Raw genomic sequence first — 24,704 nt, forward strand, 5'->3', positions numbered from 1 at the left:
CCGCCGGGGGATCACCTCATGCAACCGCGGGTATTCGCGATTCTCACCGCCCTGCTCCTGGGCGTCCTGGGCCTCGGGTCGGTGGCCGTCACCGACTGGTCGCCCGCGACCGCCACCGTGGCGACGACCCCGGCCGCCACCGCGGGCTCCGGCGCCGCCGCGCCCGGCGTCGCACCGGCGGCCGCGAGCGCCACCCCGACCGGCGACCCGGCGGTGTGGACCCGCTCGACGCTGCGCAACAAGCTGATGGCCGAGATGGACGCCAGCGACCCCGGCGTCGCGCTCGCCGACCTCGACAAGATCACCAAGGAGAAGCCGTACACCGTGCGCTTCTGCCACCCGATCGCGCACGAGCTCGGCCACGCGGCGGTCAAGCGCTTCAACGCCGACTTCCAGAAGGTCATCTCCTTCCCGCACGAGACCTGCGCGGCCGGCTACCTGCACGGCGCGGTCGAGGAGATGCTCAACGCCTCCGCCCAGCCCGAGGTGGACCTGCTCAAGCTCTGCGCGCCCAAGAACACCGGCCCGTGCATCCACGGCGTCGGCCACGGCACCATGTTCGTCGCCAAGCAGGACGTCCCCAAGGCGCGCGAGCTGTGCAGCAAGTTCCCCAGCGACCAGAACAAGATCCGCTGTTCCGAAGGGCTGTTCATGCAGCTCTTCGGCCCGGACGAGGAGGACGAGAAGGCCAAGGCGAACCTGCCCGCCGACAAGCTCGCCCAGGACCCGCTGTACCCGTGCAAGGACCAGCCGGCCCTGTTCCAGTCCGCGTGCTTCTTCTACGCCCCGACCTTCTACCTCTCCTCGCACGACTACCCGAACCACCCCGAGGTCTACGCCGACGCCCTCAAGTGGTGCCTCAGCGGCAAGGCCAGCGGCGGGGCGACCGACTGCAGCCGCGGCGTCGGCTCGCGGACGATGAAGTACAACCTCGACCGCGAGGACTGGGCCGCCCAGCAGTGCGGCACCGCCGCCGACGGCTGGCAGCGCAAGGCCTGCGCCGAGGGCCTGGTCAGCTACTACACGGTGAACTACACCGACGACGGCGCGGCCGGCCGGCTCTGCGCCAAGATCACCGACAGGGAGATGCAGGGCTACTGCCGCTCCGCCAGCGGCCTGTCCAGCTCGCTCGACTGACCTCGCCCGTCCCACCGGGACCGACCGCCCCGTCTCACCTGGAGGGCCCGCGCCGCACGGCGCGGGCCCTTTCCGTAGGATCGGCCGACCGGTCCACCGGACCGGACGATCAGGGTGCGCCGAGGACGCCGCGCCTCCCCCGCCCCTGGAGAGCCGCCATCATGACCGCCGAGGACTTCCGCGCCGCCGCGCACACCGCCGCCGACCTCGTCTCCGACTACCTCGCCGAACTGCCCGGGCGCCCGGTCTGGCAGCCGATGGACGACACCGCCCGCCGGGCCCTGCTCGACGCCCCGCTGCCCGCCGCCGGCCGCCCGCTCGCCGACCTCCTCACCGCCATCGGGCAGGACGTCCTCCCCCACCCGATGGGCAACGGCCACCCCCGCTTCTTCGGCTGGGTCAACTCCGCCCCCGCCCCCGCCGGAGTCCTCGCCACCCTCGCCGCCTCCGCCATGAACCCCAGCTCGGCCGGCGGCGACCACGCCGACGTCCACCTGGAACGCGCCGTGGTCCGCTGGATCGCCGAACTCGTCGGCTTCCCACACCCGGCCGGCGGCGGCCTGCTCACCTCCGGCACCTCGATGGCCACCATCGTGTGCCTGGCCGCCGCCCGCAACCGCGCCGCCCGCCGGGCCGGCTGGGACGTCCGCGAGGACGGCCTGGCCGGCCTGCCGCCGCTGGTCGGCTACGTCACCGGCGAGACCCACTCCTGCGTCCGCAAGGCCGCCGAACTCCTCGGCCTCGGCAGCCGGCACCTGCGCACCGTCGCCACCGGGCCGGACGGCCGCCTCGACCCCGCCGAACTGCGGGCCGCCGTCGAACGCGACCGGGCCGCCGGACTGCTGCCCTTCCTGGTCGTCGCCTCGGCCGGCACCGTCGGCACCGGCGCCGTCGACGACTTCGGCCCGATCGCCGACCTCTGCGCCGAGCAGCGCCTGTGGCTGCACGTCGACGGCGCGTACGGGGCCTTCGGCAGGCTCGACCCGGCCATCGCCCACCGCTACGCCGGCCTGGAGCGCGCCGACTCCCTCGCCCTCGACCCGCACAAGTGGCTGGGCGTGCCCGTCGACTGCGGCTGCGCGCTGGTGCGCGACATCGAGGAACTGCGCGCCACCTTCAGCCTCGTCCCCTCCTACCTGCGCGACGAGGCGGCCGGCGCGCTCGGCTGGTTCTCCGAGTACGGCACCGAGCAGACCCGCCCGTTCCGCGCGCTCAAGGTCTGGGCCACCATCGCCCACAAGGGCCGCGACGGCATCGCCCGGGACATCGCCCGCTGCACCGCCCTCGCCCGCCGCCTCGGCGAACTGATCGAGGCAGACGGGGAGTTGGAGCTGCTGGCCGAGGTCCAGACCTCCATCGTCGCGTTCCGCCACCGCACCCCCGGGCACGACGAGGCCGCCGTCGACGCCCTCAACCGCGAACTCCCCGCCGTCGTCCAGCGGCGCGGCCGGGTCTTCGTCACCGGAGCCCGCCTCGGCGACCGCGAGATGCTCCGCGCCTGCCTGCTCAACGCCGCCACCACCGAGGCCGACCTGGAGCTCCTGCTCGCGGAGGTCAAGGCGGCGGCTGCGGACCTGCAACCGTAACGCGGGCCCGGCGACCTTAACCACCAGGTCACGGCGGGTTCGTGGACAGGAAACACCCGTCGGGCAGGGTGCTGTCATGGAGCAGACGGAGCACCCGACCATGCAGCCGACGCCCACCCTCCCCCGGGCCCGACGACGCGGCGCCGGCACCCACCGCTGGCGCCGCGACAGCGTCGAACTCGCCGCCGTCTTCGTCTCGGTCACCGCGGCCGACCTGGTCGCCAAGATCGTCGTCCGCGGCCCCGACGGCCCGGTGGTCCTCGCCGCCGCCGCCCTCGCCCTCCTCGCCACCGCCCTCTTCCACACCTGGTGGTCCCAGCGCCACCACCCCCACTCCCCCGCGCCCCCGACCACCCTGTGGCGCGTCCGCACCGCCGCCCGCAGCACCCCCGACGACCTGGCCCGCGTCCACACCGCCCTGGCCGACCAGCACGTCGCCGTCCTCTCCCGCCAGCCCCACCCCGTCCCCGGCACCACCGTCGACGAGCTCTACCTCCGCGCCCCCCACACCCTCACCCCCACCGACCTCACCACCCTCCTCGCCACCACCGGCCACCCCCTCCTCGACACCCCCACCCGCATCGGCTGACTGCGGCGCGACCACGGCGACGCGGCGGGCTCCCCAATACAGCTCCGCAGGAGGGGGTTTGACGCCCCTCCCGCGAGCCCGCCCGCCGCGTCCGGCTCAGGACTGCGGGGCGGCCGGAGTGAGACGGTAGGCGGGCAGGCCCCGGCGGCGGATGAGGAATTCGGCGACTATCAGGTTGGGCAGCCAGCTGAGGAACGGGACGGCGGCGTAGGCGTTGTCGAAGAAGCGCTCGCCGTCGACGTGCCCCTGGGCGGTGAGCGTCTGGAGGAGGATGAGGACGCCGAGCCAGGACCGGAGGGTGACGGCGGCGTAGGTGAGGGCGAAGCTGCGGATCATCCAGGCGCGGTGGCTCGGCAGGTCGCGGTCGCGGACGGCGCGGTAGCCGCGCCAGGTGGTCCAGGCCCAGAGCAGGGCGAGCCCACCGAAGCCGAAGAAGCCGTTGAACGCGGCGGAGTTGAAGAACGCCATGACGAACGCGGCCAGGGATCCCACCGCGACCCCGAAGACGTAGACGCGGCCGGTCCAGCGGTGGACGGCGGGGGATCGCCGGCGCAGCGTGGTGGAGAACTGGAACGGGCCGACCAGCAGCGCCAGCGCGGCCGTCACGATGTGGACGTAGAAGGTGACTTGGACGGCCGTCGGGCGCTCGGCGTAGGTGGCGGACACGCCGCCCTCCGACGCGGCGATGGGCAGGCCGGCCTGGGCGTACGTCCCCACGGCGTACCCGACGATCGCGAGCGAGGTCAGCAGGACGACGGCCCAGCGGACGCGCCCTCCCCTCCTGCTCGTCGGGGCGGGGGCGGTCGCGGCGCGGGCGGCGGTACTGGTCATCGGTGACCCCGATCGGCTGGAGGTGGGACGGCATCACGTGCACGGTGCGCGTCGCGCGGTCGGCCGGCGCTCTGCTCGCGGCGCCCACCACCACCCCGGAACTGGGGCCTACCACCACGCTGTTCGAACCGCAGCCAGTGTGGCCGGGCCCGCGGCCCCGGGCCATGGAGCGGCCCCCCGGGCCGGGAGGGGGGTTACCCCCACGACCCGACGCGACGTCAACCGGACGGCCTCCCACCGCACGGGCACCGCCGCCGCCAGCTTGACCGCAACGGGCCCCGGGGTTCGTTACGCAGCCGATGGGCGGCCGTGACACGACCGGCCGGGGACCGCGACACGGGCCTCCTACCGTCATGGACGACGCACCGGCCACCCCGGCCGGGAGGCGTCCATGACGAAGGAGAACACCGTATGAGCAGGAGCCGTACCCACCGCTCCCCCGCCCGCCGCGTGCTGGCCGTCTGCGCCCTGACCGGCGGCGCGCTGCTGACCGTCGTCACCGGCGGACAGGCCTTCGCCGACGGGACCCCGTCCGCCGCGCCTGCTGCGGGTGCCGGCGTGTCGGCCGCCCCCACCTCTACGCCCACCCCGGCCCGCCCCGCCCCGGCCGCCCCCTCGGTCGCGGGCAAGGACGCCTCGACCACGCCCACGGCGAAGCCCAGCGCGCAGCCCGCCGTCAGTGGCGCGCCCACGGCGCAGCCCGCCGCCGGCGGCGCCGGAGTCTCCAGTGACGGCAAGGCCCAGGTCCGTGAGGTGCCCAAGGGCGCGGCCCAGGCCGGCGACGGGTCCGGCGAGACCGACAGCAACGGCCTGATGCTGGCCGGTGGCGGGGCCGTCGCGGCCGTCGGCGCCGGTGCGCTGGGCTTCGCGATGCTGCGCCGCCGCTCCGGTGCGCGCGGCTGACACCGGCCCCGAGTCCGCCGGGCACCCCGGCGCCGCCTCCCCGCCCTTGACCGGGCGGGGAGGCGGTGCCGGGGGCCCGGTGGGTACCGGGGCCCCGGCGGGCGGCGGGCAGCCCGACAGCACGCCCGGCGCCGACGAGCCGGCCCGCCACGGCCGCCCGCGCGGTGGCCGCAGCCGGCGGCGCCGCAAGGCCTCCCCCGGCCCGGGCACACTGCGCCGGACGGCGTTCGGCGCGGCGGGCCTGGCCTGCCTGGTGCTGGGCACCACCGTGGCGCTGTCCGGCCAGCAGACCCCGGTGGTGCGGGTCGAGCCCTCGGTGCACGGCAGTACCGACAACCCGGCGGCCGCGCCCTCGGGAGGCCCCGGAACCACCGGGACGGCCGGGAGCACCGGGAGCCCGGCCGGCGCGCCGAAGCCGTTCGCCGCCTCGGCGCCGACCCGGCTGCTGGTCCCGGCCGCCGGGGTGGACGCCCCCGTGACCGGCCTCGGGCTGAATCCCGACGGGACGGTCGAGGTGCCGGCCGCCGACCGGGCCGACGAGGTCGGCTGGTACCGCAACGGGCCGACGCCAGGGGAGGCCGGCCCCGCCGTCCTCATCGGGCACTACGACACCGCGCACGGCCCGGCGGTCTTCCACGGCGTGCCGAAGCTGCGGCCGGGCGACCTGATCCAGGTGCGGCGCGCGGACGGCAGCACCGTGGACTTCAAGGTCCGCTCGCTGCTCCAGGCCGCCAAGGACCGCTTCCCGACCGAAACGGTCTACGGTGACACTCCCGAACCCGCTCTCAGGCTCATCACCTGCGGCGGGCGGATCGGCTCGGACGGGCACTGGACGGACAACATCATCGTCCTGGCGGACCTGGCCGGTCCGGGCGGCGCGACCGGCTGAAGCCGCCGCGCCGCCCCGGTCGTCCCGGCCGTCGGGTCGTTTCGACTGTCGAACCGGCGCGGCGGCCGGGACGGCGGGACGGGAACCACCGACCGCTGTCCACGCGACCTACCACCGAGGCCGGTGCGGGGACGAACCGGCGCATCGCCGCAGACCAGGAGGACGAGCACCGACCGTGGCAGCAGCATCCCCACCCCGCCGCCGGCCCGTAGCCGTGCCGGTGGCGGCCCTCGCCGCCCTGGCCGTCCTCGTGACGCTCGCGGCCCTGGCCCTCGGCCGCGCCACCCCCGGCGGGCTCCAGGACCACGGCTCCACCCAGCCGGTGGCACCGCCGCTGGTGGCCCAGCCGCTCTGGCCCGACCTGGCGGCCTCCCCGCCGCCGCGCCCTCCCGCCACCGGCGCCGGGGCCGCCACGCAGGCCGCGCCGCAACCCGTCCCGGACGTGACCGTCCCCGGGCACGACATCAGGACGGTCGACGTCCGCACCGTCCTCGCCAAGGACTCCACGGTGGGCCCGGAGGAGCGGCGCGCCCTGGACTCCTGCCCCGCCTGCGATGTCCGCAGCCCCGAGTTCCGTGACCTCACCGGCGACGGGCGGGACGAACTGGTCGTCGCCGTCGTCACCCCCGGGCCCGTGGTCCTGCACGTCTACCTGCTGGCCGACGACCGGCTGCTGCCCATCCTCCAGGTCGAGGTGCTGAAGGGGTTCAGCGCCGCGACCGTGGGATCCGACCTGTGGCTCTACGAGCCGACCGGCGCGTTCGTCCGGACCAGCAGCCACTACCAGTGGGACGGCGTCCGGCTCGGCCTGCTGGAGCGGAAGGTCGAGGACACCGGCCCGATCGCCGGCCCGGGCGGCGGACCCGCGAACGGCAGTGCACAGACGCCCACCAGCACGCCCAGCGCCGGCCCCGCCGTCTCCCCGCACGACGGCCATGCATCCGCCCAACCGAAGCCCGCCATACCCGAGCCGGGCGCCGGCGCGGGCGTCTCCTCCCCGAGGACGGCCGTCCCGGTCCCCATCCGCCCGTCCTCGGCTCCCTCGGAAGCGAAGCCATGAACCCCCCAGCCGCGCCCGCCCACCCGCACATCCTGCTCGTCGAGGACGACGAGGTGATCCGGGAGGCCACCCGGATGGCCCTGGAGCGCTACGGCTTCCCGGTCACCACGGCCGCCGACGGCCTGGAGGGTCTGGAGGCCTTCCACGCCGTGCGCCCCGACCTCCTCCTGCTGGACGTCATGCTGCCGCTCCTCGACGGGGTCGGCCTCTGCCGCCGGATCCGGGAGGAGAGCCAGCTGCCGATCCTGATGATGTCGGCGCGCACCGACCCGGTCGACGTGGTGTCCGGTCTGGAGGCCGGGGCGGACGACTACGTCGTCAAGCCCTTCGAGAGCGCCGTGCTGGTCGCCCGGATCCGCACCGTGCTGCGCCGGGTGCGGGTGGTCCCGGCCGAACCCGCGCTGCCCGAGGAGCCGGTGGACCCCGCCGTCCCCGTCGCAGCGCCTGCTGCCGTCCCCGCCACCGCCGTCCCCGCCACCGCCGTCCCCGCCACCGCCGTTCCCGCGGACACCCCCTCCCCCGCGCTGCGCAGCTTCGACGGCATGCAGGTGGACACCGACAGCATGGAGGTGCGCGTCGACGGCCACCTCGTCCCGCTCACCCCCACCGAGCTGCGGCTGCTGCTGGAGTTCACCGCCGCGCCCGGCATCGTGCTGGAGCGCTCCACCCTGCTGGAACGCGTCTGGGACTACGACTGGGGCGCCGACACCCGGGTGGTGGACGTCCACGTGCAGCGGCTGCGCGCCAAGATCGGCTCCGGCCGGATCGAGACCGTCCGCGGGTTCGGCTACAAGCTGCGGCGTCCGGCATGACCCTGCGCCGTCAGATCGCCACCGCCGTCGCCGCCATCGCCGTCCTGGTGGCGGTGGCCGTCGGCCTGCTGGTCCACCAGGCGATGATCCGTCAGCACGTGGACCAGGCCCGCGCCGCCGCGCTCGCCGCGCTCGGCTCGGCCGTGGACACCTACAAGCGCGGCGAGGTCACCGACCGGTTCGCCCTGGACGACCCGGCGCTGCCCGAGGGACTGCGGACGCTCGCGGCCGGCGGCCGCGAGGGCTCGCTGCTCGCCGGCGGTCCGCAGGGCGAGTCGATGTGGGCGGCCCGACCGGTCCAGACCGGGGTGCTCTCCGTCCGGGTGGACTTCACCCAGGACCGGCAGGCGATCGCCGACCTCGACCGGATCATCCTGATCACCGTCGTCGCCGCCGTCTTCACCACGGTCCTGGCCGGCGTCCTGGTCGCCGACCGGATCAGCCGCCGACTGCGCACCGCGGCGACGGCCGCCCGGGGCATCGCCGCCGGCCGGACGGACACCCGGATCGGCGAGCTCGTCGACGGGAAGGACGAGGTCGCCGACCTCGCCGCCGCCGTCGACCTGATGTCCCGCACCCTGCACCAGCGGCTGGAGGACGAGCAGCGCTTCACGGCGGACGTCGCCCACGAACTGCGCACCCCGCTCACCGGCCTGGTCACCGCCGCCGAGTTGCTCCCGCCCGGCCGCCCCACCCAGCTCGTCCAGAACCGGGTACAGGCCCTGCGCTCGCTGGTCGAGGACCTGTTGGAGGTCTCCCGCCTCGACGCCAACGCCGAGATCCCGGACTTCGCCCCCGTCCCGCTGGAGCGGGCGGTGCGCCGCACCGTCACGCTCACCGGCCTGGAGGTCGACGTGGACGTGGACGTGGCCGCCGACCGCCAGGTCCGCACCGACCTGCGTCGCCTCGACCGCATCCTCGGCAACCTGCTGATCAACGCCCACCGGCACGGCACCGCGCCGATCCGGCTGCACGTCGACGGCCACCGGATCACCGTCCGCGACCACGGCCCCGGCTACCCCGACGACCTCCTCGCCCGCGGCCCCCAGCGCTTCCGCACCAACGCCCCCGAACGCGGACGCGGCCACGGCCTCGGCCTCACCATCGCCACCGGCCACGCCCGCGTCATCGGCGCCGGCCTCACCTTCACCAACCACCCCGACGGCGGCGCCCTCGCCACCCTCACCCTGCCCGACGACCCGTCCCACCCCTGACCGCTCGACCGCAGCCGTGAAACATGGCCGCCGTGTGGCAGCCGCTGGAGCAGCGGCTGCCACACGGCGGCCGGGGCCTGAGGGCGGCCCCCGTACGGCCGCCGCTCAGCTGTCGCTCGGCTGGACGACGCACGCCGAGTTCGCGAGCATCGACCCGAAGCCGCCGAGCAGCGTGGAGACGACAGCCTTGCAGGCGGCAGCCTCCTGGGGCGTCTTGGGCCCGTCGGCGGCGGCCGGCTGGGCGAGGGCGATCGGCGCGGCCAGCAGCAGTGCGCAGCACGCCACGCCCAGTACGGACCGCTGCACGAGGGCGGACTTCTTCAGGAAGGACGACGGGAAGGACATGTGAGCCCCTTCGGGGGAGGTGGGATCGGCGAAAAGCCGAGCCATCCCTATCCGAAGGGGCTCACCCGTTCCCGGATTCTGCGCCATCCGTGAGCGTGTCCAGGTCAATGGTCCGGTCGGGGCCGGGCGATCGCCCCGGGCCCGTCGGCCACCCTGGTGCCCGAGCCCGGCCGAGCCCCCCGAAACATGGTCACGCTCCGGAACCGCCCAGGTCATTCCTGCGTTCACGATCACGTAACCGGCCGGAAGCGCGGCGTCGGTAGCGTCGGCGGCATGACGGCATCACGCACTCGCCCCGAACGGCTCTGGCACCGGCCTTTCCGCAGGTCCGAGCGCAGGTGCGCGGCGCCCGAGGGCCAGGCCGCCCGGCTGCCCGCGCTCACCGGGGGCCCGTTGCGGTCCGCCCGCCCGCACCCCCCGGTCGACCGGCCGCGAGCCGTGACGGACCCGGACCGGGAGGCGCCGTCCCGGCTGACGCTGGCGGACGGGACGGCGCTGACGCTGCGCCCCGCCGGACCGGCCGACCGGGCCGCGGCCCTGGCGATGCACCTCCGCTGCTCCCCCGCCTCGCTGCGGCTGCGCTACCACGGGCCGGTCCGCGACGCCGGCCGCTACCTGGACCACCTGCTGGACGCCCGGCACGGCCACAGCCTCGCCGCGACGGCCGCCGACGGGCGGATCGTCGCCCTCGGGCACCTGATGTGGGACGACGACGAGGCGGAGCTGGCGGTGCTGGTCGAGGACGCCTGGCAGCGGCGCGGACTCGGTCCGGCCCTGCTGCGGCAGCTGTCGGCGGCGGCCCGGGCGGCCGGTGTCACGACCGTGTACGCGGTGACCCACGCCTCCAACACCGGGCTGATCACCGCGATGCGCCGGCTGGCCGCGCCGCTGGACTTCCGGGCCGAGGACGGCACCCTGGTGATCACCGCCACGCTGGCCGCGGACGAGCCGGTCTCCTGCGCCCGCCCGGGCCGCTGATCTTTTCTTCACCACATCCTCACCCGGGAACCCCGAGAGCCCGGAGAGCGTCCCAAGCAGCGAAGGCCCCCTCCGTACACCGTCTTCCCCGACGATCCGTCAGGACGCCCGAGGCGGCGCCTCCGGCCGTGTCGCAGCAGGCTGCCTGGGGTCCGGATCGTCGAGCCGGGCGGCGGAGTCGGTAGGCTGGCCCCGTCCCCGCCGCCCGACGGCCCGTTGATCCGGACCCGGGTGGTGCCGCAGCAAGGAGGAACCACTGAGCATGGCAGGCACCGAATCGGAGCCCACAGGCGCACGCGACGCCTCGCTGCCGGCCCGCGCCAAGATCGCGGTCACGGCCGGTCGGGTCGCTGCCGCCGTGTCCCGCAAGGCCGGACGCGGAAGCGGCTCGGTGATCGGCGGCAAGGTCGCCCTGAGGCTCGACCCCGACCTGCTCGCCACCCTCGCCGACCACCTCGACGTCGTCCTGGTCAGCGCCACCAACGGCAAGACCACCACGACCCGCCTGATCGCCGAGGCGCTGCGCGCCGCCGGCCCGGTGGTCTCCAACGCCCTGGGCGCCAACATGCCGGCCGGCATCACCTCCGCCCTGGCCGGTGGTTCGGACGCCCGCTTCGGCGTGATCGAGGTCGACGAGAAGTACCTGGCGGGCGTCGCCCGCGACACCCGCCCCAAGGCGATCGCCCTGCTCAACCTCTCCCGCGACCAGCTCGACCGCGCCGCCGAGACCCGGATGATGGCCGAGAAGTGGCGCGAGGGCCTTCAGGACACCGAGGCCGTGGTCATCGCCAACGCCGACGACCCGCTGGTGACCTGGGCCGCCTCGTCCTGCAAGAAGGTGGTCTGGGTGGCCGCCGGGCAGGCCTGGAAGGAGGACGCCTGGTCCTGCCCCGCCTGCGGCGGTGTGATGCAGCGCCCCGGCGACGACTGGTTCTGCCAGGAGTGCGGCTTCCGGCGCCCCAACCCGCACTGGGCGCTCCAGGGCACCCACGTGATCGACCCGCAGCGCGGCGCCTGGCCGATCCAGCTCCAGCTGCCCGGCCGGGCCAACCTGGCCAACGCCACCAGCTCGGCCGCCGTCGCCGCCGTGTTCGGCGTCTCCCCGCAGGTCGCGCTGGAGCGGATGCGCTCGGTCACGGCCGTGGCCGGCCGCTACGACGTGGTCCAGTACCAGGGCCGGGACATCCGGCTGCTGCTGGCCAAGAACCCGGCCGGCTGGCTGGAGACGTTCTCGCTGATCGACGGCCCGCCCGCGCCGGTGATCCTGTCCGTCAACGCGCTCGACGCCGACGGCACGGACACCTCCTGGCTGTGGGACGTCGACTACGAGCGCCTCGCCGGGCACCCGGTGTTCGTGATGGGGCAGCGCAAGCTGGACCTGGCCGTCCGCCTGGAGGTCGCCGGACTGCAGTTCCACGTGGTGGACACGCTGGAGCAGGCCGTCCGGATGGCCCCGCCCGGCCGGATCGAGGCCATCGCCAACTACACCGCCTTCCAGCAGCTGCGGAAGGTCGTGGCCGGCTGATGCCGCGCCTGCAGCCCCATCTGATCGTGACGGAAGGCCTTCGAGGATGAGTGAGAGCAGCCTGCGCGTGGTCTGGGTCTACCCGGACCTGCTCAGCACCTACGGCGACCGCGGCAACGCCCTGGTCGTGGAGCGCCGGGCCCGCCAGCGCCATCTCAACGTGACCCGGATCGACGTCCGCTCCGACCAGGCGGTCCCCACCAGCGGCGACATCTACCTGATCGGCGGCGGCGAGGACCGTCCGCAGCGGCTCGCCGCCGAGCGGCTGCGCAACGACAGCGGCCTGATCCGGGCCTCCGAGAACGGCGCGATCATCTTCGGCGTCTGCGCGGGCTTCCAGATCATGGGCCACGAGTTCGTCAACGACCTCGGCGAGCGCGAGCCGGGCCTCGGCCTGCTCGACGTCTGGACCACCCGCGGCGACGGCGCCCGCTGCGTCGGCGATGTCCTCGCCGACGTCGACCCGCGCCTCGGCCTGCCGCAGCTGACCGGCTTCGAGAACCACCAGGGCGTCACCCACCTCGGCCAGGGCGTCCAGCCGCTGGCCACCGTGGTCGCCGGCCGGGGCAACGGCACCGGCGACGGCACCGAGGGCGCCTGGCGGGACACCGTGTTCGGCACCTACCTGCACGGCCCGGTGCTGGCCCGCAACCCCGCCGTGGCCGACATGCTGATCAAGCTGGCGCTGGACGTCAACGCCCTGCCGCCGGCCGACACCACCTGGTACGACGCGCTGCGCGCCGAGCGCATCGCCGCCACGACGCGCCCCGCGTAGTACGTCCGTCCGCCCCGACGCCCGGGTGCCCGCGATGCGGTCACCCGGTTCAGGGGCGGCCCCGGACGTACCACAATGGGGCTGCCTACTGCACACCCTCCTCGGCAGCAGGCTGCACTTTCCGCGCGGGGGCGCCGACGGCGCCGCTCCCGCGTCGGCTCCTGCCCGGCCGGACCAGGGGCCGTATGCTCGACTTCGCGGCCGTTTTCGGGCGTTCTGTCCGGATCGGCCGGTCCTTCACCCCGCGGCCACCTCCCCGCCACTCCGGCGTGGGAGCGCCCCGCTACGGTGACGGCTCGTCGTCCCAGCCTGTAGTCCGGCCGTTCCTCGGTTCTGCTCGGGAGTTGCAAAGCTAATGCGTATCGGAGTGCTGACCAGCGGCGGTGACTGCCCCGGCCTGAACGCGGTGATCCGTTCCGTGGTCCACCGGGGGGTGGTCGACCACGGCGACGAGATCATCGGTTTCCAGGACGGCTGGCGCGGTCTCCTGGAGGGCGTCCACCGGCCGCTCACCCTCGACTCGGTGAGCGGCATCCTGGCCCAGGGCGGCACGATCCTCGGCTCGTCCCGGGTCCAGCCCAGCCACCTGCGCGACGGCGTCGAGCGCGCCAAGCGACTGTGCGCGGACCTCGGCATCGACGCGGTGATCCCGATCGGCGGCGAGGGCACCCTGAAGGCCGCCAAGCTGATGAGCGACGCCGGACTGCCGGTGGTCGGGGTCCCGAAGACCATCGACAACGACATCGCCTCCACCGACGTCACCTTCGGCTTCGACACCGCCGTCTCGGTCGCCACCGAGGCGCTGGACCGGCTGAAGACCACCGCCGAATCCCACCAGCGGGTCATGGTCGTCGAGGTCATGGGCCGGCACACCGGCTGGATCGCGCTCAACGCGGGCATGGCGGCCGGCGCGCACGCCATCGTCGTCCCGGAGCGTCCGTTCCACATCGACAAGCTGACCGCCGTCGTCCGCGAACGCTTCGACCGGCAGAAGAAGTTCGCCATCGTGGTCTGCGCCGAGGGCGCCAAGCCCGAGCCCGGCACCATGCACTGGGAAGAGGGCACCAAGGACATCTACGGCCACGAGCGGTTCACCGGCATCGCCACCCAGCTCTCCCGCGAGCTGGAGCACCGGCTCGGCAAGGAGGCCCGCCCGGTGATCCTCGGCCACACCCAGCGCGGCGGCACCCCGACCGCGTACGACCGGGTGCTCGCCACCCGCTTCGGCTGGCACGCCGTCGAGGCCGTCCACAAGGGCGCGTTCGGGCACATCACCGCGCTGCAGGGCACCGACATCAACCTGGTGCCGATCGCCGAGGCCGTCGCCGAGCTGAAGACCGTCCCGCAGGAGCGCTACCTGGAGGCGGAGACGGTCATCTGACCTCCCCCACCCCGTCGAGGGCCCGGACCGCTACCGGTCCGGGCCCTCGTGCGTCCGACGGGCGCCCCTGCGACGGCCCCGCTAGCGTGGCCGGTGGAGCGGACCACTCGCGGAAGGGCAACCGATGGAGATCCTCGCGTACGGGGTGCAGGCCGACGAACGGCCGCTGCTGGAACAGGCCTTCGCCGGCCGGCACGGGCTGCGCTGCCTGAGCATGTTCCTCAACCGCGACACCGCCCCACTCGCCGCCGGCTACCCGGCCGTCAGCAGCAGCGTCAACGCCGTCCTCGACGCCGAGACCCTCACCGTCCTCGCCGCCGGCGGCACCAAGCTGATCGCCCAACGCTCCACCGGCTTCAACAACATCGACCTCGACGCCGCCGCCGACCTCGGCCTCACCGTCGCCCGGGTCTCCTACTACAGCCCCTACGCCGTCGCCGAACACGCCTGGACGCTGGCCCTGGCCGTCAACCGCCGGATCGTCCGGGCCGCTGGACGCAGCCGCGAGTTCGACTTCCGCCTCGACGGCCTCCTCGGCCGGGACGTCCACGGGATGACGGTCGGCGTCATCGGCACCGGCAAGATCGGCGAGTGCTTCACCCGCATCGCGGCCGGCTTCGGCACCGAACTGCTCGGCTGGGACATCGCCCGGAACCCGGCCTGCCTCGACCTCGGCATGACCTACACCGAACTGCCCGAACTCCTCACCCGCGCCGACCTCATCAGCCTCCACGTCCCCCTGCTCCCCGCCACCCACCACCTGATCGACGCCGCAGCGCTGGCGCGGATGAAGGACGACGCCATCCTCGTCAACTCCAGCCGCGGCGGCCTCATCGACAGCGCCGCCCTCGTCGAGACCCTGCGCGCCGGGCGCCTGTCCGGCGTCGGCCTCGACGTCTACGAGGAGGAAACCGGCGTCTTCTTCACCGACCGCTCCATCGAAGGCATCACCGACGACGTCCTCGCCCGCCTCGTCACCTTCCCCCAGGTCCTCGTCACCAGCCACCAGGCCTACTTCACCCACACCGCCGTCGGCCAGATCATCGACGCCACCGCCCGCAACATCGACGACTACGCCGCCGGCCGGACCAGCGAGAACACCCTCGTCCCGGCCTCCCGCAGCTGACCCAGCGCCGGCCGGGGACGGAACGGGCGCAGCAGACCGCTCCGGCTCGGGAGCCCGGGCCTCCTCGCCACAAAGCCTCAAGCTTCACATCGCGGCGCCGACTCCGGGACCGGGGCTCCCGTGGAGCAGGGCGCTCCGTCCCTCCCGGAGTTCTCGAGCACCGTTGCCGAACCGTTGGGACTCTCGTCGAGGACGACCGCCCGAACAGCCACTTACCAGCACTTCTAGCGTGCCTGCGCACACGACCGCGCACACGACCGCGCACGGATCGGCTCCCCGGTGGCGGTTGTCCTCCCCTCGCGTATCCGTCGGACCGGGCAGAGAGTGGAGGGAGTGGGCTTCAGGGAGGCTTGATGGTCATGGACCGGTACCCGCCCATCGCCGAGCATGGCCTTGTCGGCGACCTGCAAACCGCTGCTCTGGTCTCTTCCCGGGGAGTCGTCGACTGGTTCGCCACCCCCCGGTTCGACTCGCCGAGTGTCTTCGCGGCCCTGCTGGACCACGACCGCGGCGGCTATTTCCGCTTCGCCCCCGTGGAGGAGTCCACCACCTGCAAACAGCTCTACTACCCGGACACTGCGGTCCTGGTGACCCGGTTCATGTCACCCGACGGGGTCGGTGAGGTCTTCGACTTCATGCCGCCGGACCGGATGGGTACGCCCACCGACCGGCACGTCCTGGTCCGCGGGGTGCGGGCCGTACGCGGCACGGTGCGCTTCACCCTGGAGTGCCGGCCGCGCTTCGACTACGGCCGGGCGACCCACGAACTCGACCTGCGCGACAACACCGCGGCCTTCCGGGCACCGGGCATCGCCGCACACCTGCAGAGCACCGTGCCACTGCGGCCGGACGGTGCCGAGGCCCGGGACGTACGGGGGGAGATCACCCTGAACACGGGCGAGCACGCGGCGGCCGTGCTGACCGTCCACGGACCGGACGGTGAGCCGCCGCCTCCGCTGACCCAGGGCGGGGTGTCCGAGCAGTTGTGGGAGGTCGTCGACTTCTGGCAGCGCTGGGTGCGCGGCTCCCGCTACCGCGGCCGGTGGCCCGGGATGGTCAACAGGTCCGCCATCACCCTCAAGCTGCTCACCTACGCCCCCACCGGCGCCCCGATCGCCGCGGCCACCATGGGCCTGCCCGAGCAGGTCGGCGGGGAGCGCAACTGGGACTACCGGTACACCTGGGTCCGCGACGGCTCGCTGTCCGTACGGGCGCTGCTCGACCTCGGATTCGTCGAGGAGGCCGCGCAGTTCACCAGTTGGCTGGGCGAGCGGCTGGGCGACCGCCTGCGCGGCATGGACGGTGTCGAGGGAGAACCCCTCCAGGTCATGTACCGGGTCGACGGTGACCCCGAGCTCACCGAGGAGATCCTCGAACACTTCGAGGGCTACCGCGGCTCGTACCCGGTGCGGGCCGGGAACGCCGCCGCCGACCAGCTCCAGCTCGACATCTACGGCGAGGCGCTCTACGCCCTGGCGGAGGGCCAGGAGATCAACATGCGGGCCGGTTACCACGGCTGGAAGAACCTCGCCCGCACGCTGGACTGGCTCGCCGACTCCTGGGACCGTCCCGACGAGGGCGTCTGGGAGACCCGCGGCGGACGCAAGGACTTCACCTTCAGCCGGGTGATGTCCTGGGCGGCCTTCGACCGGGGTCTGCGGCTGGCGGCCGACTTCAGCCGTCCCGCCGACACCCTCCGCTGGACCGCCGCCCGCGACGCCATCCTCGAACAGGTGATGGAACGCGGCTGGAACGAACGGGAACAGGCCCTCACCCAGTACTACGGCGGCGACGTCCTCGACGCCTCGCTGCTGCTCATCCCCAGGGTCAGGTTCCTGGCCCCCCGGACGGAGAGCTGGCTGAAGACGCTCGACGCGATGGAGCGCACCCTGGTGTCCGACAGCCTGGTCTACCGCTACGACCCCACGGCCTCGCCCGACGGCCTGCGCGGCTCGGAGGGCACCTTCAGCCTCTGCACCTTCCTCTACGTCGACGCCCTCGCCCGGGCCGGGCGCCTGCGGGCGGCCCGCTACGCCTTCGAGAAGATGCAGACCTACGCCAACCACGTCGGCCTCTTCGCCGAGGAGATCGGTCCCAGTGGCGAGCAGCTGGGCAACTTCCCTCAGGCGTTCACCCATCTCTCGCTGATCATGGCGGCCACCACTCTCGACGACACCCTGGACAGGGCCCTTGACCGAGAGCACGGCTACTGACCGGACACCCTGCGGTTCTGCCAGAGCGGAGCCCCCTTGGGGACGGTGATCCCGGCGATCTCGATGTCGGCCAGTGTGGTTTTCTGGGGCGCCCTCGTTCCGGCCTCGCGCAGCTGACCCACAGTTCGGTCAGGCAGACGGCCCGGGGCTCAGCCGTGTTTCGACTCCGGCAGGCGGGCGCAGGGGGCGCCGTCCGGGGTGTCGGGGGCGGTGGTGTCCCAGGCCCGCAGGGCCGTGAGGGCGGCGGCGCGGGCGGGGGCCGTCGGGCGGACGCCCTCCGGGGCGAGCAGGAAGTCGGCGACCGGGGTGAGCAGCAGGGTGGCGGGTCCGGCCGGGAGGAGGCGGGCCTCGTCCCACTGGTGCCGGATGACGGTGCGGCGCAGCAGGGTGCCGTGCCGCGGCCGGAGCGGGCGGGCGAGGGATTCGCGGCGGCGGAGTTCGGGGGCGACCTCGGCCTCCAGGACGGTACGCACGCCCCCCAGGGAGCCCAGCGGCACGTGTTCGGCGGCGAGGTCGAGCAGCGCGACGGCCTCCGGGGCGAGCCGGTAGGCGGCGACCACGGCGGCGGTCTCGACGGGCTCGAAGGACTGCCGGCCCAGGCGGGCCACGTCGATCACGTCACCCGCCCGGAAGGCGCGGCCGAGTCCCTCCTCCGCGAGGGCGATCAGGCACTCGACGTGGTCGTCGGCCGCCAGGTAGGGCCGGACCGGGACGGTGGCGAGGTCGCCGGTGAGCGCGGCGGTGCCGAGCCGGACCTGGTACCACGGGTCGAGCAGCGGGTCCTCGGCCGGCCAGCGCAGGGTGACGGAGGTGTGCCGGGGGCGCTCGCCGATCAGGGTGACCTCCACGGACTCCACCGGGTGTTCGGTGACCAGCCGGCTGACGGCCTGCCAGAGCGCGGCCTCGGTGGGGCTGACGAGGGTGAGCTCGCCCAGCGGCCGGGGCAGGTCGGACGGGTAGTAGCCGGCCAGCGGGAGGTCGCGGATCGGGCGCACCCCGGTGGCGTCGGCGAGGTCGCGGGCGATCCGGGCGTAACAGTCGGCCCGGTCGCGGGCGCGCTGAAGTTCGGCGCGGGCGTGCTCGCCCATCCGGACGTCCTCCCGGACGAGCGCGGCGAGCACCAGGTAGGGGAGGTCGCGGGCGCCGCGGGCGCGGTGGAGCAGTTCGACCGGTCCGGCGACCGGGTCGACGTCGAGCAACCGGTAGAGCAGGTCGGTGTTCACTGGCGTCGGCCTCCGAGAGACGTGGTGGTCGCCCGGGCGGCGGCACCCGGGGGGTGTGGCGGGCCCGGCGGGTCGTACCGGGCCGACGGCTGGGGCCACACCAGTGATTGTGACGGTGGGCGATCAACACCGGATCACTACGGGGTCGACGATCCCTCGACAGCCCACCGGCTGGCGTGGGTTGATAGTGACTCATCAATCGGGGGGCAGACGCGTGCGTGGGCGGGGGCGGGCACATGAAGCGGGCAGGTGCACGAATGGGTGATTTCCGGTTCTCGGTGCTGGGGTTGATGAGAGCGCAGTGCGGCACGACCGTGCTGAAGGTCGGCAGTCCCCAGCAGCAGGCGATGCTGGCGGTGCTGCTGCTCCGGCCGGGGCACGGCGCGAGCGCCACGGACCTGATCGACGCCCTGTGGGGTGAGGAGCCGCCGAGCACCGCGGTGACGACGGTGCGGACGTACGCCTGGCGGTGGCGCAAGATCCTGCACGGCGACGAGCCGGACGCGCCGACCGTGCTGACCTCGGTCGGGGACGGCTACCGGCTGGTGCTGCCCAAGCACTCCGTGGACGCGGCGCAAGGGGAGGAACTGGCGGCGCAGGCCGAGCGCACGGCGGCCGCCGGACAGCCGCAGCAGGCGCGTGACCTGCTGAACCAGGCGCTGGAGCTGTGGCAGGGCGAGCCGCTGGCCGGCATCCCCGGCCCGTTCGCGCAGCGGCAGCGCCAGCGGTTGCAGGAGCTCCGGCTGACCCTGCTGGAGGAACGGATCGCCCTGGATCTGACGCTGGGCCGCTTCTCCCGGTGCATCCCGGAGCTGACCGCGCTGACCACCGAGCACCCGCTGCACGAGCGGGCGTACGGGCTGCTGATGCGCGCGCTGTACCAGGCCGGGCGGCAGGCGGACGCGCTGGCGGTGTACCGGGGCGTGCGTCAGTTGTTCCTGGACGAGCTGGGGGTGGAGCCCGGGGCCGACCTGGACCAGCTGCACCGGCGGATCCTGGAGGGCGACCTGTCGCTCGCCGCCCCGGCGCCGCCCGTGGCGCTGCTTTCCAGCCCGGTGAAGCCGGCCGGGCCCGGGCCCGAGGCGCAGGATCCGCCGGACGGCCCCGCGGCGGCGGGTGCGCCCGCCGCGCCCGCCGGCACCAGCACGGCGTCGCCCAGACCGGCCCAGCTGCCGCCCGACGCGGCGGACTTCACCGGCCGCACCGTCCTGGTCGAGCGGCTGGGCGAGGCCCTCGGCGCCCCGGACCAGCAGGCGCTGGTGATCGCGACCGTGGTCGGCATGGGAGGGGTCGGCAAGACCGCGCTGGCCCTGCACGTCGCCCACCGGGCCCGCGACGCCTACCCCGACGGGCAGCTCTACGTCGACCTGCGGGGCGCCGACACCACGCCGGCCGACCCGGAGGCGGTGCTCAGCAGCTTCCTGGTGGCGCTCGGCGTGCCGGCCGACGGGGTGCCCGAGGGGCTGGACGCCCGCTCGGCGCTGTTCCGCTCGGTGGTCGACGGCCGGCGGCTGCTGCTGGTGCTCGACAACGTCCACGACACCGCGCAGATCAGACCGCTGCTGCCGGGCGCGGTCGGCTGCGCCGTACTCACCACCAGCCGTACCCGGCTCTCGGGCCTGCCCGCGTCCGTCCAGGCCGACCTCGGCGTGTTCGAGCCGGCGGAGGCGCTCGAACTGCTGGGCCGCACGATCGGCGGCGAGCGGCTGGCCGCCGAGCCGGAGGCCGCCCGGGAGCTGCTGCTCGTCTGCGGCCACCTGCCGCTCGCGGTGCGGATCGTGGCGGCCCGGCTGGCCGCCCGGCCGAGCTGGACGGTCCAGACGCTGGGCCGCCGGCTGGCAGTCGAACGGCGGCGGATCGACGAGCTGCGCATCGGCGACCTGGCGGTGGAGGCCGCCTTCGAACTGAGCTACCGCCAGTTGACGCCCGCCCAGGCCCGGGCGTTCCGGCTGGCCGCCTCGGTGGACGGCCCGGACATCGGGCTGCCCGCCGCGGCCGCCCTGCTGGACCTGGACGAGTACGACGCCGAGGACCTGCTGGAGTCCCTGGTGGACGTGGCGATGATGGAGTCGCCGTTCCCCGGCCGCTACCGCTACCACGACCTGCTGCGCGCCTTCGCCCGGCGGCGCCCGGACCACCCGGGCGCGGCCGTGGAGGCCCGTGACCGGCTGCTGGACCACCTGCTGGCCACCGCGTGCGCGGCCTTCCAGCACGCCGTCCCGGGAGATCCGGCCGCCGGTGCGCTCGGGCCGGCCCGCAGCGCGGGCGTGGACCTCGGCGGCCCGGACGGCGCCCGGGCCTGGGCCGAGGCGGAGGGTTCCGGGGCGATCGCGCTCGCCGCCCAGGTGGCGTGCTGGACCGTCGCGGACGACGCCGCGCCGGCCCCGGCCGACGGCGCGGCACCGGACCCGTTGCGCGCCGCGATCGACCTGCTGATCGCGCTGACGCCGTTCGTCCTCGCCCCGCCCAGCCGCCAGCTCGCCAGTACGGCGGAGGCCCTGGCCGCCGCCGCGGACCACCACGCCGACCACCGGGCAGCTGGTCGGGCGCACTTCCTCCGCGGCAACGTCGCCCTGGCCGCCACCCGGTTGGAGGAGGCCGAGGCGGCCTCCCGGCTGGCGGTGGCCGCCTCCCGCTCGGCGGGCGACACGGTGATCCTGCGCCAGGCGCTGAACGACCTCGGCCTGGTCTGCCAGTTCCTCAGCCGCTACGACGAGGCCGTCGGGCACTACGACGAGGCGCTGCTGCTGGCCCGCGAACTCGGCCACCGCTCCGGGGCGCTGGTGACGACGGTGAACGCCGCGTTGGCCCGGGTGCGCAGCGGGCGGGCCGCCGAGGCCGTGCCGATCTGCCACGAGGCGCTGGCCGAGCTGCGGACCCGGCACGACGATCCCGGCCGGGCGTACACGCTGTACGTGCTGGGGCTGGCGCTGCACGGGCTGGGGCGGCACGAGGAGGCCGTCACCTGGTTCGGCGAGTGCCTGGCGGTGGCCTCGGCGGCCGGGCTGCGGGCCCGGGCCGCGCACGCCCGCTACCGGATGGCGGACAGTCTGCGCTCGCTGGGTCGGACGGACGAGGCGCTGGAGCACGCCGGGCAGGCGCTGACGCTGTGCGAGGAGCTGGGGGCCGAGCGGGACCAGGGCCAGGCGCTGGTGGTGCTGGGCCGAACGCTGGCGGACCTCGGGCGAGAGGCCGAGGCGTGGGGCCGGCTGCGGGAGGCGCATCGGATCTTCGTCCGGCTGGGGCTGCCGGAGGCGGAGGAGGTGGCGGGGCTGCTGCCCCGGGGGGAGGGTCCGAACGCTTCGGCCGCTACGGCTGCTTCGGCTTCTTCGGCTCCGTCGACGTCGTCGGCTCCGTCCGTCCCGGACGGGCGTCGGGGCGGTGGCCGGGGGGCGTCGGGCGCTCCGGTGACGAGCTGCGGGCCGGGCCGCTGACGAGCTGATGACCGGTCACTGAAGAATCGATCCTGCCGCTTTCCGGTGCGGTCAGGAGCCAGTGCGGTCAGGAACTGGTGCGGTCAGGAGCCGGTGCTGTTCCAGTCGCCGGTGCTGCCGTGGACGGTGCCGGTGGGGCTGGGCTGGGCGGGGGTGGGCGTCGGCGTCGCGTCGCCGCTCACCACCGTCGCCGTCCCGGTGCCGGCCGTCTCCGCCACGGCGGCCGTGGCGGAGAGGCCGGCGCCCAGGGCGACGACCACCCCGAGACCGACCGTGAACAGCCGGAGGCGGGTGGGGGCGGTGGCCGGACGCTGCGTCATCTCTGGTGCTCCCTTGGCTCGCTTCCCCGGTGGGAAGGGCTTCCGTCGTGGTGTGCCACCAGTCTGGCCGGGAGCGTTCAACGGCGGATCTACAGCCGAGCACCACTGATCACGGCCTCCCGTCGAGGCCGTCGTTCAGGCCGCCGCGCGGATCTCCAGGGTGCAGCACTTGACGCTGCCACCGCCCTTGAGCAGCTCGCTGAGGTCCATCCCGATCGGCCGGAACCCGCGCTCCCGCAGCCGCGCGGCCAGGCCGACGGCCGCCTCCGGCAGCACCACGTGCAGGCCGTCGCTCACGGCGTTGAGGCCGAACACCGCCGCGTCGGCGCCGTCCACCAGCAGGGCGTCGGGGAACAGCCGGCGCAGGACGGCACGGCTGCCGGCCGAGAAGGCCTCCGGGTGGTACATGATCTCGTCGCCGTCCAGCACGGCCAGCGCGGTGTCCAGGTGGTAGAAGCGCGGGTCGACCAGCTCCAGGCCGATCACCGGGCGCCCGAAGAACTCCTGGGCCTCCGCGTGCCCGTCGGCCACGCTGCGGAAGCCCCGCCCGGCCAGCACGGAGCTCGCGGTCAGCAGCAGGTCCCCCTCGCCCTCGTTGACGTGCTCCGGATCGCGCGTCTCGAAGCCCCGGGCGCGGAACCACTCCAGGTAGGCCGGGCCCTCGGCGGCCCGCTCGGCGTTGCAGAAGCGGGCGCCGAGCACCTTGCCGTCCACCACGGTGGCGCCGTTGGCGGCGTAGACCATGTCGGGCAGGCCCGGGATCGGGTCGATCAGGTCGACCCGGTGGCCGAGCTCGCCGTAGAGGGCGTGGAGCCGCTCCCACTGGGCGACGGCGAGGTCGGTGTCGACCGGCTTCGCCGGGTCCATCCACGGGTTGATCGCGTAGGTGACCTCGAAGTGGGTCGGACGGCACATCAGGTAGTGGCGCGGGCGGGCGGTGCGGGTCATGGGAGGCTCCATGGGTCGGGAGGGAAGGTCAGGCAGGTCAGGTCAGGTACGGGCAGGGCTGGCGGTTCGGGTGCTGCGGCGGTCCGGTCAGGAGACGGGACGCCCGGGGCGCTCGGGCAGCTCGGGCAGCTCGGGCCGCTCGGGGAAGTCGCGCAGGCTCCGCAGCGGGCTCGCCAGCAGCACCCCTCCGGCGGAGAGCAGCACGCCCGCCATGATCCAGATGGTGGTGCGGGCGCCCAACGCCTCGCCGAGCCAGCCGCCGGCCAGGGCGCCGACGGGGATCGCACCGTAGTTCAGGGTCGCCGCGCTGGCCCGGATCCGGCCGATCATCTCCGGCGGGCAGTAGGCCTGGTTGAAGCTTCCCGCCAGCACGTTCCCGGCGATCACCCCGCCCACCGCGACGGCCCAGGCGAGCGCGCACACCGCCAGCGGCAGCCGCTCCCCCGCGAGCGGCAGCAGGAGGATGAACGGCGCCACCACCAGCTCGCAGAGCAGCAGTCCGCGCGCGCTGCCGAGCCGGCGGGCGATCCGCCGGGCCAGCGTCGCCCCGGCCAGGCCGCCGACGCTGACCACCGCGAACACCATGCCCACCGCGCCCGGTTCGACGCCGACCGACCGGATCAGGAACACCGTCTGCACCGCCTGGATGCCGTTCAGCCCCAGGTTGCCGACGGCGCCGAACAGTGCCAGCGTCCGCAGGTACGGGTCGTGCGCCAGGAAGCGCACCCCGTCGCCGATCTCCCGCAGGAGGCCGCGCCGCGCGGACCGCGGCGGCGGCTGCTCGACCGTCCGGATCCGGCTGACGCAGATCGCGGAGACCACGTAGCTGACGGAGTCCGCGAGCAGCCCGCTGGCCGCGCCGAACGCCTGCGCCAGCAGACCGGCCACGCCCGGCCCCGCGATGTCGGCCGCGGAGGCGCCGGAACGCAGCTTGACGTTGCCCTCCAGCAGGTCCTCCTTGCCGACCAGGGTCGGCAGCACGGCCCCGTAGGCGGTGGAGAAGAACACCTTCACGGCTCCGGTGAGCAGGGCCACCACCACCAGCTGCGGCATGCCGAGCACGCCCAGCCAGCCGGCCACCGGGACGCTCGCGAACAGCAGGAGCAGCAGCAGGTCGCAGACCAGCATCACCCGCAGCCGCGGCCAGCGGTCGACCCAGGCGCCGGCCGGCAGGCCGAGGAACAGCCAGGGCAGCCAGGCGGCGGCGTTCAGCACACCGACCGCGAGCGGGCCGGCGTCCAGCGTGACGACGGCGACCAGGGCCAGTGCCACGCTCCCGACGGCCGTGCCGAGACCGCTGGAGGTCTCACCGATCCAGAGCCGGCGGAAGTCGCCGTGGGCCCACAGGCCCCACCGGCCGCGGGGCGGTCCGGTCGGCGGTGCGGCGGGTGCGGGGACGGTGGTGGTCATCGCGG

General features: G+C 74.5%; 21 protein-coding genes. 15 read left to right on the top strand and 6 right to left on the bottom strand.

The window, feature by feature from the left end:
* The first annotated feature begins 18 nt into the window (after positions 1-18).
* The 3 genes from AB0P03_RS16680 (at position 19) to AB0P03_RS16690 (ending at position 3,312) form a co-directional block, all read left to right on the top strand.
* A complete protein-coding gene (locus AB0P03_RS16680; RefSeq protein WP_363629412.1) occupies positions 19-1,137 on the top strand; it encodes a hypothetical protein in 1,119 nt (372 codons plus the stop codon).
* Positions 1,138-1,298: 161 nt separating this feature from the next.
* A complete protein-coding gene (locus AB0P03_RS16685; protein ID WP_363629414.1) occupies positions 1,299-2,723 on the top strand; it encodes a pyridoxal-dependent decarboxylase in 1,425 nt (474 codons plus the stop codon).
* Between the two features lie 76 nt (positions 2,724-2,799).
* A complete protein-coding gene (locus AB0P03_RS16690) occupies positions 2,800-3,312 on the top strand; it encodes a hypothetical protein (protein ID WP_363629416.1) in 513 nt (170 codons plus the stop codon).
* A gap of 96 nt (positions 3,313-3,408) precedes the next feature.
* On the opposite strand, the gene AB0P03_RS16695 is transcribed toward AB0P03_RS16690, so the two are convergent.
* The gene (locus AB0P03_RS16695; protein ID WP_363629418.1) at positions 3,409-4,143 is read right to left on the bottom strand and encodes a DUF2306 domain-containing protein; all 735 of its coding nucleotides are present in this window, start codon (positions 4,141-4,143) and stop codon (positions 3,409-3,411) included.
* A 411-nt stretch (positions 4,144-4,554) separates the two neighbouring features.
* Between AB0P03_RS16695 and AB0P03_RS16700 the strand changes: the two genes are divergently transcribed.
* The 5 genes from AB0P03_RS16700 to AB0P03_RS16720 all read left to right on the top strand — a co-directional run bounded on the left by AB0P03_RS16700 (position 4,555) and on the right by AB0P03_RS16720 (position 9,021).
* Positions 4,555-5,046 carry a sortase-dependent protein gene (locus AB0P03_RS16700; protein WP_363629420.1) on the top strand — a complete coding sequence of 164 codons (492 nt, stop codon included), beginning with the start codon at positions 4,555-4,557 and terminating at the stop codon, positions 5,044-5,046.
* Between the two features lie 79 nt (positions 5,047-5,125).
* On the top strand, positions 5,126-5,935 hold the full coding sequence (locus AB0P03_RS16705; RefSeq protein WP_363629421.1) for a class F sortase: 810 nt from the start codon (positions 5,126-5,128) through the stop codon (positions 5,933-5,935).
* Positions 5,936-6,110: 175 nt separating this feature from the next.
* Positions 6,111-6,995 (top strand): hypothetical protein, encoded by an 885-nt coding sequence (locus AB0P03_RS16710; protein ID WP_363629422.1) that lies wholly within the window; start codon positions 6,111-6,113, stop codon positions 6,993-6,995.
* The gene (locus tag AB0P03_RS16715) at positions 6,992-7,807 is read left to right on the top strand and encodes a response regulator transcription factor (RefSeq protein ID WP_363629423.1); all 816 of its coding nucleotides are present in this window, start codon (positions 6,992-6,994) and stop codon (positions 7,805-7,807) included. Before AB0P03_RS16710 ends, AB0P03_RS16715 begins: the two co-directional genes overlap by 4 nt.
* Entirely contained in the window at positions 7,804-9,021 is a 1,218-nt protein-coding gene (locus tag AB0P03_RS16720; protein ID WP_363629425.1) for a HAMP domain-containing sensor histidine kinase, read from the top strand. Before AB0P03_RS16715 ends, AB0P03_RS16720 begins: the two co-directional genes overlap by 4 nt.
* Positions 9,022-9,126: 105 nt before the next feature.
* Here the strand turns inward: AB0P03_RS16720 and AB0P03_RS16725 are convergent, their stop codons facing one another.
* On the bottom strand, positions 9,127-9,366 hold the full coding sequence (locus AB0P03_RS16725; protein ID WP_363629426.1) for a hypothetical protein: 240 nt from the start codon (positions 9,364-9,366) through the stop codon (positions 9,127-9,129).
* A 273-nt stretch (positions 9,367-9,639) separates the two neighbouring features.
* Between AB0P03_RS16725 and AB0P03_RS16730 the strand changes: the two genes are divergently transcribed.
* The 6 genes from AB0P03_RS16730 to AB0P03_RS16755 all read left to right on the top strand — a co-directional run bounded on the left by AB0P03_RS16730 (position 9,640) and on the right by AB0P03_RS16755 (position 17,364).
* Positions 9,640-10,344: a GNAT family N-acetyltransferase gene (locus AB0P03_RS16730; protein WP_363589324.1), complete on the top strand. Its 705-nt coding sequence runs from the start codon at positions 9,640-9,642 to the stop codon at positions 10,342-10,344.
* A 262-nt stretch (positions 10,345-10,606) separates the two neighbouring features.
* Entirely contained in the window at positions 10,607-11,869 is a 1,263-nt protein-coding gene (locus AB0P03_RS16735) for a MurT ligase domain-containing protein (protein WP_350886666.1), read from the top strand.
* Positions 11,870-11,915: 46 nt separating this feature from the next.
* Positions 11,916-12,644 (top strand): glutamine amidotransferase, encoded by a 729-nt coding sequence (locus tag AB0P03_RS16740; protein ID WP_363589322.1) that lies wholly within the window; start codon positions 11,916-11,918, stop codon positions 12,642-12,644.
* 355 nt (positions 12,645-12,999) lie between these two features.
* Positions 13,000-14,025: a 6-phosphofructokinase gene (locus AB0P03_RS16745; protein WP_350886672.1), complete on the top strand. Its 1,026-nt coding sequence runs from the start codon at positions 13,000-13,002 to the stop codon at positions 14,023-14,025.
* A gap of 124 nt (positions 14,026-14,149) precedes the next feature.
* Positions 14,150-15,151, top strand: a complete 1,002-nt coding sequence (locus AB0P03_RS16750; protein ID WP_363629427.1) for a 2-hydroxyacid dehydrogenase — start codon at positions 14,150-14,152, stop codon at positions 15,149-15,151.
* 359 nt (positions 15,152-15,510) lie between these two features.
* On the top strand, positions 15,511-17,364 hold the full coding sequence (locus AB0P03_RS16755; RefSeq protein WP_363629429.1) for a glycoside hydrolase family 15 protein: 1,854 nt from the start codon (positions 15,511-15,513) through the stop codon (positions 17,362-17,364).
* 149 nt (positions 17,365-17,513) lie between these two features.
* Here the strand turns inward: AB0P03_RS16755 and AB0P03_RS16760 are convergent, their stop codons facing one another.
* Complete coding sequence (locus AB0P03_RS16760) at positions 17,514-18,587, bottom strand: hypothetical protein (RefSeq protein ID WP_363629431.1); 1,074 nt, start codon at positions 18,585-18,587, stop codon at positions 17,514-17,516.
* Between the two features lie 257 nt (positions 18,588-18,844).
* Between AB0P03_RS16760 and AB0P03_RS16765 the strand changes: the two genes are divergently transcribed.
* Complete coding sequence (locus tag AB0P03_RS16765) at positions 18,845-22,021, top strand: BTAD domain-containing putative transcriptional regulator (RefSeq protein ID WP_363629432.1); 3,177 nt, start codon at positions 18,845-18,847, stop codon at positions 22,019-22,021.
* An 83-nt stretch (positions 22,022-22,104) separates the two neighbouring features.
* Here the strand turns inward: AB0P03_RS16765 and AB0P03_RS16770 are convergent, their stop codons facing one another.
* The 3 genes from AB0P03_RS16770 to AB0P03_RS16780 all read right to left on the bottom strand — a co-directional run bounded on the left by AB0P03_RS16770 (position 22,105) and on the right by AB0P03_RS16780 (position 24,699).
* Positions 22,105-22,341 (bottom strand): hypothetical protein, encoded by a 237-nt coding sequence (locus AB0P03_RS16770; protein ID WP_363621049.1) that lies wholly within the window; start codon positions 22,339-22,341, stop codon positions 22,105-22,107.
* A 135-nt stretch (positions 22,342-22,476) separates the two neighbouring features.
* Positions 22,477-23,289 (bottom strand): dimethylargininase, encoded by an 813-nt coding sequence (gene ddaH, locus AB0P03_RS16775; RefSeq protein WP_363629434.1) that lies wholly within the window; start codon positions 23,287-23,289, stop codon positions 22,477-22,479.
* A gap of 87 nt (positions 23,290-23,376) precedes the next feature.
* Entirely contained in the window at positions 23,377-24,699 is a 1,323-nt protein-coding gene (locus tag AB0P03_RS16780; RefSeq protein WP_363629436.1) for an MFS transporter, read from the bottom strand.
* Positions 24,700-24,704: the final 5 nt, after the last annotated feature.

Source organism: Kitasatospora sp. NPDC088779 (assembly GCF_040685395.1).
Taxonomy (GTDB): Bacteria; Actinomycetota; Actinomycetes; order Streptomycetales; family Streptomycetaceae; genus Kitasatospora.